The sequence below is a fragment of the Sporosalibacterium faouarense genome, from assembly GCF_016765695.1.
In the GTDB taxonomy this organism is placed as follows: domain Bacteria; phylum Bacillota; class Clostridia; order Tissierellales; family VENL01; genus Sporosalibacterium; species Sporosalibacterium faouarense.
Genome location: NZ_JAETGO010000089.1, coordinates 116,641 through 128,415, shown reverse-complemented (window position 1 = coordinate 128,415; position 11,775 = coordinate 116,641). Strand labels below are relative to the sequence as shown.

Annotated in this window: 11 protein-coding genes; all 11 read right to left on the bottom strand. The window is 30.7% G+C overall.

The annotated features are described in order from the left end of the window. Positions 1 to 12: 12 nt before the first annotated feature. The 11 genes from pdxR to JMO20_RS17085 all read right to left on the bottom strand — a co-directional run bounded on the left by pdxR (position 13) and on the right by JMO20_RS17085 (position 11,774). Positions 13 to 1,482: a MocR-like pyridoxine biosynthesis transcription factor PdxR gene (pdxR, locus tag JMO20_RS17135; RefSeq protein ID WP_202710922.1), complete on the bottom strand. Its 1,470-nt coding sequence runs from the start codon at positions 1,480 to 1,482 to the stop codon at positions 13 to 15. Between the two features lie 227 nt (positions 1,483 to 1,709). Then, positions 1,710 to 2,300 carry a MerR family transcriptional regulator gene (locus tag JMO20_RS17130; protein ID WP_202710921.1) on the bottom strand — a complete coding sequence of 197 codons (591 nt, stop codon included), beginning with the start codon at positions 2,298 to 2,300 and terminating at the stop codon, positions 1,710 to 1,712. Positions 2,301 to 2,504: 204 nt separating this feature from the next. Next, complete coding sequence (locus JMO20_RS17125; protein WP_202710920.1) at positions 2,505 to 3,503, bottom strand: M42 family metallopeptidase; 999 nt, start codon at positions 3,501 to 3,503, stop codon at positions 2,505 to 2,507. Beyond that, on the bottom strand, positions 3,503 to 4,525 hold the full coding sequence (locus JMO20_RS17120; protein ID WP_202710919.1) for a M42 family metallopeptidase: 1,023 nt from the start codon (positions 4,523 to 4,525) through the stop codon (positions 3,503 to 3,505). The genes JMO20_RS17125 and JMO20_RS17120 overlap by 1 nt, the downstream gene beginning before the upstream one ends. Further along, positions 4,516 to 5,571: a M42 family metallopeptidase gene (locus tag JMO20_RS17115; RefSeq protein ID WP_243414830.1), complete on the bottom strand. Its 1,056-nt coding sequence runs from the start codon at positions 5,569 to 5,571 to the stop codon at positions 4,516 to 4,518. Before JMO20_RS17115 ends, JMO20_RS17120 begins: the two co-directional genes overlap by 10 nt. Before the next feature lie 84 nt (positions 5,572 to 5,655). Beyond that, on the bottom strand, positions 5,656 to 6,429 hold the full coding sequence (locus JMO20_RS17110; RefSeq protein ID WP_202710917.1) for a CheR family methyltransferase: 774 nt from the start codon (positions 6,427 to 6,429) through the stop codon (positions 5,656 to 5,658). A gap of 219 nt (positions 6,430 to 6,648) precedes the next feature. After that, positions 6,649 to 8,628, bottom strand: coding sequence for a bifunctional 4-hydroxy-3-methylbut-2-enyl diphosphate reductase/30S ribosomal protein S1 (locus tag JMO20_RS17105; RefSeq protein WP_202710916.1), 1,980 nt, complete (start codon positions 8,626 to 8,628; stop codon positions 6,649 to 6,651). A gap of 38 nt (positions 8,629 to 8,666) precedes the next feature. After that, positions 8,667 to 9,248: a lysophospholipid acyltransferase family protein gene (locus JMO20_RS17100; RefSeq protein WP_202710915.1), complete on the bottom strand. Its 582-nt coding sequence runs from the start codon at positions 9,246 to 9,248 to the stop codon at positions 8,667 to 8,669. Then, a complete protein-coding gene (gene cmk / locus JMO20_RS17095; protein ID WP_202710914.1) occupies positions 9,249 to 9,908 on the bottom strand; it encodes a (d)CMP kinase in 660 nt (219 codons plus the stop codon). A gap of 86 nt (positions 9,909 to 9,994) precedes the next feature. Continuing rightward, on the bottom strand, positions 9,995 to 10,432 hold the full coding sequence (locus JMO20_RS17090) for a hypothetical protein (protein ID WP_202710913.1): 438 nt from the start codon (positions 10,430 to 10,432) through the stop codon (positions 9,995 to 9,997). Between the two features lie 115 nt (positions 10,433 to 10,547). Further along, positions 10,548 to 11,774: a BaiN/RdsA family NAD(P)/FAD-dependent oxidoreductase gene (locus JMO20_RS17085; RefSeq protein ID WP_202710912.1), complete on the bottom strand. Its 1,227-nt coding sequence runs from the start codon at positions 11,772 to 11,774 to the stop codon at positions 10,548 to 10,550. Position 11,775 lies beyond the last annotated feature (1 nt).

Here is an 11,775-nt window from a genome sequence, read left to right as displayed (position 1 = left end):
TGTAGGAAATACCTACAGAAATGGAGTATACATATCCATAGGTATTTGCTTTCTAGTACTGTCCTTTAGAAATATTCTGATTATATCAGCAAATTTTTTAACAGATTTATCTATATCTTTTGAATGAACTGATGCCATGCTAATTCTAAAAAACTGACTATCTCTCTGGTCTGCATAGAAAACTGATCCTGGTACAATTAAAATATTATTTTTTGAGCATAGCTTATATAGATCATTTGAAGAATATCCATGGGGTAAAGACATCCAAAAATTCAAACCACCATTTGGTGTATACCATGTAATCTCCCTTGGGATATATTTCTCTAGGCAATCTATCCAAACATTGAAGCGTCTTTTATAGATACTTTCCATATACCTAATATGTTTTTGCCACTTTCCTTTATTGAGATAAAGATCAAAAGCTCTTTGCATTAAGCCAGAAGTTGAAATGTCTGATGTATGCTTTGCTGATAAAACTTCATTATATATAGAATTAGGTATAACCATAAATCCTAATCTTAATCCTGGCATAAAAATCTTAGAAAAGCTCTTTATATAAATAACTCGATTATTTTTATCCATAGCTTTTAGAGTAGAATTACTCTTATCAAAGAAAGATAAGTCGCTCAAATAATCATCTTCTACGATAAATGTATCATATTTTTCTACTAAATCTAGTATCTTTCTTTTTTTCTCTTGACTATATGAATGTCCAGTTGGATTTTGGAAAACAGGCATTATATATACAAACTTGGGTTTTAAGCTTCTTAGTTTTCCTTCTAAAGACTTAATATCTATTCCATCATCTTCTATTGGAATTTGAATGATATTTGCTGATCTTGACTTAAAGGCAGCAATAGCTCCTGTGTATGTAGGGCTTTCTGTAAAAACAACATCACCATAGTCAAGTAAAGATTTTGCGAGAATATCTATTCCCTGTTGAGCACCAGATATTATTTGGATACTTTCAATATTAGTTTCTATGCCGTAACCTTTAATGTAATCCATAATAGACTCTCTCAGAGGGTGGTAGCCTTGACTTTCTTGATATACAAAAGCATTACCCTTATCGCGATCTAAAACCTCATTTAAAACGGTTTTGAAGTCATTAATAGGAAATAGGTCAGGGGTAGGTGCTGTACTTGCAAGATTTAATGTAGCTAGATGATTATTTTCTTCACCAAATAGCTCTACACTTTCATCCATAAGTATATTTTGTAGTTTTTTTGTACTAATGTCTTGTACAAAAGTACCACTACCTATCTTTTTATAGACATACCCCTCCTGTTCTAAAAGCTTATAAGCATTAACAACAGTAACATTATTAACACTTAATAAATCTGCCATTTTTCTAATAGGAGGTAATTTAGTATGATGTTTAATTTTATCTTGAATTATTAAATCTTTTAATTGAGAGTAAAGTTGTATATATAGATGTTGATTTGACTCTTTATCTAATACTATATCTGTAAAGGAACTCATAAAACACACTCCATTCATATCATAGACACATAATAATATTGTTACCATACAATATTATTCTATCAAAGTTTAATATCTTACACAAAATAATTATTGATAAATTACTAATAAGAATTCAAAAAGTGTCAAATCCATTATTTATTGGTCCATTAGAGCTATTTTTTGTAATCTTTCGAGATGATAAAAAGGACTCTAAAATGAACATATCATCTTAGAGCTAATAATAATTACTTTTTAAATAATTTGCTAAAAATACCTCTTTTAGAGTATTCAAGCCTTTTAATTTTGTCTCTCATTTCAGCTACTTCATAGGATTTTTCCTTTACTTTAAGAGTAAGTTTGGCATTTTGAGATAGCAATACATCTCTTTCTTTGCTTTGTATCTCTTTCTTTAGCTTAGATACTTCATCCCTAAGCCCTGTTATTGCTTCTTCATGACTTTTCTGATTATCTTCAAGTAAAGGCTTTAACTCATGTACTATTAGTTCCTTAATGTAGGACTTTAAGCTATCAATTTTATCTGGGCTTAATGATTCACTGTTAGAGAGGGTAGTTATTGCAGCTTCATCATCATCATTAACAAGTATCTCTGGTGAGTTTAAAATTAACTTAATCTGTTTGTTTGTAAAACCCTTTTCTTGCAAGGATTTTATATAGTTAAGGGTTTCAATCTCCTTATAGGTATAATATCTATGATTGGCTTCATTTCTAGGGACGTCAAGCTCAAACTCTTTTTCATAATATCTTAAAACATGGGCTTGATAGCCAGTTAATTCAGCAACTTCAGAAATCGAATATTCTTTCTCTGGGTTAACCATGTAAATACACCTCCAAAAAACTATTCCTAATACTCCTATTCTTCACAGATTTTAGATTTCCTCCATATATTTAACCCTTTATTCTAGCAATATTCGATAATATAGATAAGAATAATATCGTATTTAAGTCAAAAATGTAGAAAAACCAAGGTTAGGTTAATTTTAACACCTAAACCTTGGTTTATTTAATCTAAATACTTTAGCTTAAAGCTCTATATTTTTCTCTATTATTTTTATTAATAATTCAATAGAGTTGTTTATGTCTTCCTTAGATGCAACTTCACTTGATGAGTGAATGTATCTTGTAGGAATTGAAATTACACCTGATGGTACACCTTCTCTAGTAAGATGAATTGCTCCAGAGTCAGTTCCACCATATTCTAGAACTTCAAATTGGTGTTTTATATTATTTTCTTTAGCTACATCAGCCATAAGTTTTTTAACCTTAGGATGAACCATTATTGATCTGTCCTTAACTTTTATAGCGGTACCTTTGTCTAATGATACTGCCATACGTCTTGCTTTAGGAGTATCTCCTGTACCTGTGACATCAATAGCTATACCAATATCAGGGTTAATGCCATAGGCTGAAGTCTTAGCACCTCTTAATCCTACTTCTTCTTGCACAGTAAATACCATATATACATCATTATCAGTATCTTGCATTTTCTTTAACGCTTCAATCATGATAAAGCATCCAACTCTATCATCTAAGCATTTAGTCATTACTCTATTTTCATTTTCATAGTATTCAGTGTGGTAAACACAAACATCGCCTATATTTACTTTCTTTTCAGCTTCATCTTTATTAGTTGCTCCAATATCAATGAACATTTTATCAAGCTTCATTTTGCTCATATCTTCTATGTGTTCCACATGGATAATACCTACAGTTCCATTTTCAAAGATAACCCTTTGATTTAGAGAAATATGAGGAGAAATACCTCCAACATTTGTAAATCTTAAAAAGCCTTTGTCATCGATATCAGTTATCATAAGTCCTATTTGGTCCATATGACCTGCTATCATGATTTTTTTACCATTTCCCTTTTTTCTAGCGATAAGATTACCTAAAGCATCTACTTTTATTTCGTCAACAAGGCCCTTAATTTCCTCTGTGATAACATCCTTGATTCTTTCTTCATTTCCAGATGGAGAATATGTATCTACTAACTTTTTAAGTAATTTACCATTGAATTCCATTACATAAGCCCTCCTTTTTCAATTTCTGCTATTAAAAGTTTTAATAGCTTCCCTGTATTCTTATAATCGTTTTTATTCATAACACTTATAGGAGAGTGAATATATCTACAAGGCACTGATAAGGTAGCTGTTATAGCACCCTCCTTAGCTAAGTGAATCTTACCTGAATCATTTCCCCCAAAAGTAGTTCTCCTAAACTGATATGGGATATCGTTTTCTTCTGCTAAATTAACAATAGTATTACGTAGCTTCTTATTAAAGATTGTAGTTCTATCCATTAGTGAAACAGCAGGTCCAGCACCTAATTTTGTTGCTGTTAGATGATTATCAACATCAGGCACATCAGAGCATGTAGTACCTTCTAGAACAATACCAATATCAGGGTCAATTTCAAAAGCTGCAGGTCCTGCTCCAACAAGTCCTACTTCTTCCATTACAGTAAATACACCATAGATTGATATATTAGTTTCAGATTTTAATAAATCTATTAGCATACTACAACCAACTCTATCGTCAAGTGCCTTTGCTTTGACTAGGTCTTTACCAAATTCCACGTACTTACTGTCGAAGGCAATATAATCACCTATCTTTACGTTGCTTTTAGCTTGTTCCTCACTGCTTGCTCCAATATCAATATAAAGCTGTTGATATGAAAGAGCTTTAGAACGTTCAGGTCCTTTTTGAAGATGTATTGGTTTAGCTCCTATAACTCCAGGAATTTTATCTTCTCCAATGACTACTGGCTTTGATACCAAGACTCTTTTATCTAGACCTCCGACTGGCATAAATCTAATAAGTCCGCTTTTTTCAATCTTGGAGACTATAAGACCTACTTCATCCATATGAGCTGCAACCATTACTCTAGGTGACTCTATACTTCCCTTTTTATATGCAATAACATTTCCTATTTTATCAACTTTAATATCATCAACGTAATCTTTTATTTCTTCAATAATAAGATTTCTAACAGCTTTTTCATTACCAGATATACCGTTAGTCTCTGTTAACCTCTTTAATAGCATAATAATCCCTCCAAATTCTCATTTGTAATGCTTGCAATGAATCTTGCTAGCATTTGAGCTGAAGTTTTTATATCTTTCATATCGATCGTTTCAACAGAGGTATGCATGTATCTTAGAGGTAAAGATAATAATAGCGTTGGTATACCACTTCTTGTAATCTGCATTGCTCGAGCATCTGTTCCAGTAGGTCCAGGTGAAATTTCATATTGGAAATCTATATTATATTCTTTAGCTACATCCGTTAGCTTTTCTCTTAAAGTAGGGTGAATATTTCCACCAATAGCTATTCCAGCACCTTTACTCATTTCTATAGAATGCTCTGACGGCAACTCAGGAGTTGCACCAAAACCAACATCTATTGCAATACCGATATCAGGGTTGATTTTATATGTACTAGTTGTAGCTCCTCTTACCCCAACTTCTTCCTGAACAGTCGATACGAAGTAAACATCTGCCTCATGCTTTAACTTTGCTAATTCCTTAGCGCATTCACACATGGTCACTACGCCAGCTCTATCATCTAAGGCTTTACCACTAACCATGCTTCCTTGTAAATCAATTAATTGTCTGTTTAAAGTAATTACATCTCCTATTTGTACAATTTTTTCAATTTCTTCTTTAGTAAATCCTACATCAATAGTTAAATCTTCAATTTTTATAGCTTTTTCTCTTTCGCCAGGACTCGTTAGATGAGGAGGCTTAGCTCCAATAACACCAAAAATACTTTCTGTTCCGTGAATCATTACTTCTTGCGCAAGTAGAGTTCTTGGATCAAATCCTCCAACAGTAGTAAATCTGATAAAACCATCATCATCAATATCTTTAACCATAAGTCCTATCTCGTCCATATGAGCAGCTAACATTATTTTGATGTTTTTCTTATTGTTTTCACCATGTTTAACTGCAATAATATTACCTAATCTGTCAGTCTCGATTTCATTAGTTAAATCTTTGAACTCTTCTATGATTGGCCCTCTAATAGTTTCTTCATAGCCAGAAACTCCTACTCCATCGCATAACTTCTTTAAAAACTCTTTTGCTTCCAAAAAAACTCCTCCTTTCATCTTATCTAAGAAATATTATAACACATAATGTTTCGATTCCCTAATAATTATTGAGATTTTTATCCATTAATTAGATTTTTTATAGAAAAAAGTTCTAACTGATTTTAAATTAAACCTATCAGGTAAAATTATTTGTTCAGTACTTCCTACGAATAAGATACCTTCTTTATTTAGAGAATCATAAAACTTTTTATACATTATATTCTTAGCTTCTTCTGTGAAATATATCATGACATTTCTACATAAAATCAAGTCTGTATTTCTAGGGTAATTATCCTCTAATAGATTTAATTCTTTAAATTCTACACACTTTTTTATAGAGTCATCAATTTTATAGGTGTTACCTATTCTCTTAAAATATTTACTGACAAACTCTTTAGGCAAATTTTGTACGCTTTTTTCGTTATATACGCCTATTTTCGCTTTTTCTATAGCTCCTTTGTCTATATCAGTAGCTAAAATTTTTATTTTATTTAAGGGAAAAAATTTAGATAATAGCATAACCATTGAATAAGGCTCTTCGCCGGTTGAGCAAGCACTACTCCAGATTTTTAAATTGCTATGCTTCTCAATTGAAACGGGAATTATTTCCTTCTCTATAACCTCCCACTGAGAAGGATTTCTGTAAAACTCAGACACATTTATCGTAAGGTAGTTAACAAATTCACTTAATAGTTTCTCATCAGTCTTTAATCCTTTAAAATAATCATCAAAATCACTGTAATTATTTCTTCCTATTAGGGAATTAATTCTTCTTTTCATTTGTTTTTCTTTATAGCAAGATAGATTAATACCTATAAGCTTGTACACATTATCTTTAAAAATTTCGTATTTATCCATTTCATGGCTCCTTTACGTAAGTTTTTTATTGTTATACTATCTATTTTAGCATAAAAAAAAATTGTGGCAATAATGCCACAAAAAGAATGTAAAGGGGGTCTTGATGTATTTTGTGAGGTCACTATATATTCTTTAACAAATCCACAAAAATTATACAAAAAAATAAAAGGGTTAAACCCTTTTATTTTTATCTACTAATTATTTTTAATTATTTTCTTACTATTCTTCGTCTTGACTTTTTATTATGTCACCTATTGTAACATCTTGTTCGTCCTTTGATTCAGCTTTTTCTTCTTTAACTGGTTCTGCTTCTTTATTTTCAGCTTCTTTTATACTTAAGCTTAATCTTTTTTCATCTTCTTTAATTTCTATGATTTTAACCATAACTTTTTGGCCAGCTTCTAATTTATCAGATGGTTTAGCAATATGTTCATTAGAAATTTGAGATATATGAACTAATCCGTCTAATCCAGGCTCTAGTTCAACGAAAGCACCAAAATCAACTAAGTTTACAACTTTTCCTTCCACTATATCTCCTTCTGAATACTTAGAATTTATATCATCCCATGGATGTTTAATAGTTTGTTTTAATCCTAAAGAAATCTTACCATTTCCTTTATCAAAATCTAAAACTACTACTTTAACTTTGTCTTCTTCTTTTACAACTTCTGAAGGATGTTTAATTCTTCCCCATGAAAGGTCAGATATATGAATTAGCCCATCAACTCCACCGATATCTACAAAAGCTCCAAAATTAGTTAATCTCTTAACTACTCCTTCTATTTCTGCTCCCTTTTCAAGAGTTTCCCAAAGTTTTTCCCTCTTAGCAGCAACTTCTTCTTTTTCAATCACTTTTCTAGAAAGAATTACTCTGTTCTTTTCACTATTAAACTCGATAATTTTAACATCCATTTCCTGTCCTAAGTACTCATTTAAATCATCAACATATTTAACTGCTACATGGGATGCAGGCATAAATCCTCTAATTCCATTTACTAGAGCTATAAGACCACCATTTACGGCCTCAATAATTTTAGTACTAACTACTTTTTCTTCATTGAATATTTCTTCTAGTTCTTCCCAATGCTTTATATCATCTACTCTTCTTTTAGATAGTAGTACATTACCTTCACCATCGTCAAGCTTTATAATAAAAACACTAATTTTATCTCCTGATTTTACTATTTCAGTAGGCTGAACATTTGGGTCATTAGAAAGCTCACTTCTCTTAATGATTCCGTCAGATTTGTAACCTATATTCACCATAACTTCTGTATCATTAACAGAGATTACTTCACCTTCTACAACATCACCTCTGTTTAAATCCACCATTGAATTTTCAATAGCTTCTAACATATCATTCATACTATTTTCACTCATCTTACTAATTACCTCCTTAATTATCCATTCAGGGGTTGAAGCCCCTGCTGTTATTCCAATTGTTTCAAATTGGGAAAGTACTTTTGTTGGAAGTTCATCTACTGTTTCTATATGATAAGTATTATCACAATACTTTTTACTTATCTCCACTAGCTTTTGTGTATTAGAACTGTGATAACCTCCAATTACAATCATTGCATCAGATTCTTTGGCCACTTTTTCACAGGCCGATTGTCTTTGCTTAGTTGCATTACAAATGGTATTAAAAATTTCAACATAATTGCCCTTTAAAGCCACTAATTCAGAGAGCTCTTTAAATTTATCTTGGGTCAAAGTGGTTTGTGCCACAATACATATTTTATCATATTCTGACATATCTTCAATATCATCTTTACAATTTATAATAACGGCTTTATTATTACACCATCCATTAATACCAATAACCTCTGGATGATTTGGGCTACCTATTATAACAATTTGGTATCCATCTTCGTAGAATTTCTTAGCTTTCTTTTGAATTTTACGAACAAAAGGACATGTTGAATCAATGAGTTCTATACTATTCTCTTTAGCTTGTTCATAAATTTCTAAAGGGACACCATGGGACCTTATAATTACCTTTGAATCTTTACCATCAGATACCTTATCAATAACTTTTAAACCTAAGTCTTCTAAACGCTTAGTTTCTTGAAGATTATGTATTAATGGTCCCAATGAATAAATTTGATTATTACTGTTTGTAATTTCTTTAATTGTTGTATTAATTGCTTTAGATACTCCAAAGCAAAAACCTGAATTTTCAGCTATTAAGATCTTCAAGAGTAGTCCTCCTATTATTGTATTATTATTTGTAAATATTAATTTTTTAACTCATATATTTTTTCTAAAATTGTTTTGCTTATTTCTTTATACTCTTCTACATTTAGTTTTCCATTATATGTTTCAGAAAAATCTATTGGATAACCAATCTTTACTTTTACTTTGCTAAATAGCTTATATGAGGTATCAATAGATACTGGAATAACTGGAGACTTTCCTTTAATACAAATCATTCCAATTCCAGGCTTAGCATTATTAACGTTTACGCCTTTAACTCTAGTACCCTCTGGGAAAATACCTAAAATTTCTTCTTGTTTAAGTATTTTAAGAGAATTCTTTACAGCCTTAAGATCAGCACCATTTCTGTCTACCGGAAAAGCATCAAGGTTTTTCAAAAAAGAACCTAGGATCTTGTTTTTAAACATTTCTTTCTTGGTCATAAAATTAATCTGTCTTTTTATCGAAATACCTAAAAAAATAGGATCTAACATACTGGAGTGATTGCCACATACAATAAGTCTGCCCGTTTTAGGTACATTTTCTTTGCCTTCAACATCGACTCTGTAGACAAGTTTAAAAACTAAGCTGGCTAAACCACGAATAAAACTATAAAAGGTCATTTATTCCCTCCTCTTTTCAATTGTTTTAATAATTTTATCTACAACCTGATCAATAGTCAGATTAGTTGTATCTATCTCAAAAGCGTCTTCACTTTTTCTTAAAGGTGAAATCTCCCTAGTACTATCTATTCTATCTCTATTCTTAATTTCCTCTATTATTTTTTCCAAAGTGGTATCAAAATTTTTTTCCTTTAATTCTTCATATCTTCTACGGCCTCTTTCTTCCACAGAGGCATTTATATAAAATTTAAAATCAGCTTTTGGCAAAACATGAGTTCCAATATCACGACCATCCATAATAACACTTTTATTACTTGCTATTTTTCTTTGTATTTCGACCATTTTTTCTCTAACTTCTTTTATTTTAGCAATATAGGATACATTCTTACTTATTTTATTTTCTCTAATTTCCTTATCTACATTTTTTCCATCTAAATAAATATGATTATGGTTAAAGTCAATACTTGTACTATTCAATAGCTTTATAATTTCAACTTTATCATCAAATTCAATTCCATTATTTATAACCTTATATGTAATAGCTCTATACATAGCCCCTGTATCGATGTAATTCAAATTTATTCTATTGGCTACAAGCTTTGAGATAGTGCTTTTTCCAGCTCCAGCAGGACCGTCTATCGCTATAGCTAACTTCTCCATTTGCTCACTCCCTAAATAAAATTATAACCACCATAAAGGTGGTTGCGTACACTTTATTATATATTATTCATAAGTAATTCTCAAGATTATTTTATTACTACCTTTCCTAGTAATTCAATATTCTTAGATGTGGTAACAATAGAATCCAGTTTTGGTGAGTTCAAATTTGTACTTACAGCTACTACCTTTACTTTAATCTTATCCATATGCTTGGTTCCATTAATTTCAATCAAATCATTATTATATACTAATAATTCCACTTCTTTATTATCATTAAAGTTCCCTACAGCTTCGCCATTTACAAGTACTTCTACATCTTCATAGTTGTCACCTAATAAACTTAACCGTACTATCCCTTTTTCGTTATAGGAAGAGCTCTCCATTGAATTATTTCCGTTACCTATAAAAGTGGGAAAGTCATCTCTACTTACAAGGAGTTGAAGGCCAACTATAAATAATAAGCTTAATACACATACCTTAAGTAATATTGATTCAATCTTTTTAAATACATTTTTACTTCTCACAATATCACCTCACAAAGAGTTCCTACTTTTAATATGTTATGCAGATAATAAAAAAAAATGTGTATTTAACACATTTTTGCAATGGTTTTTTTTGTATTCTTACAGGATTAAAATATCAACAATTTAATCCTGCAAGATATCCAGTGGAATAGGCAATTTGAAGATTATATCCACCTGTTAAGGCATCTACGTCAATTACCTCGCCTGAAAAGAATAGACCATCAATTAATTTTGATTCCATAGTGGAAGGATCTATTTCTTCAGTAGATACTCCACCAGAAGTAACGATAGCTTCATTTAAAGGTCTAAATTTAGAAAAGGTCATTTTTAGTTGTTTCATTAGATTAACAAGACTTTTTCTTTCTTCCTTAGTTATTTGGTTTACGAATTTTTCTTCATCAATTCCAGACAATTTAATTATAATAGGGATAATTTTTTGAGGTAATAAATCATTTAAAGAATTTTTGAATTGTTTTCTAGAATATTTCTCAAAATCTTTAATAATTCTTCTCTCAAGCTTATCATAATCTAGAGCAGGTTTTAAATCAATAGAAATATGAATGTCTTTACCTATGTATTTGTTTATATAGTTACTCATTGTAAGGACTATTGGACCTGAAATACCATAGTGAGTAAAAACCATTTCTCCAAACTCTTCAAATATCTTTTTTTCATTGGTATGGGCAGATATACTAATATTTCTAAGGGATAAGCCTTGGAGTTCTTTAGTCCAGCTTTCCCTTATTTCACAAGGAACTAGAGCTGGCTTTAGGTTGATAATATTGTGTCCAAAAGATTCGGCAAATTTAAATCCATCTCCTGTGGAACCAGTTTGCTCATAAGATTTTCCACCTGTAGATATAATGACCTTATTAAACTTATAGGATTTATTATTTCTTAAAATGACATCGAACATATTATTATCATCCTTAGTTATCCTAACAATATCACTATTTAATTGAATATCAACATTATTATCCTTTAGATATTTTTCAAATGTCTTTATAACATCACTTGACTTATCACTTTTAGGGAATACTCTATTTCCCCTTTCAATTTTAGTTTCTAATCCATACTTGTTTAAAAGAGTTATAATATCATAATTAGAAAAAGTGTAAAAGGCACTATATAAGAATTTGTTATTAACTATAACATTTTCAAGCAATTCTTCAATATCACTATAATTTGTTATATTGCATCTACCTTTTCCAGTGATAAATAGTTTTTTTCCAAGTTTCTTATTTTTTTCAAACAATGTAACCTTTTTTCCTCTTGATCCTGCCGTACCTGCTGCAATCATTCCAGCAGGCCCACCACCGATAATCGCTACTCTCTCTCCCATT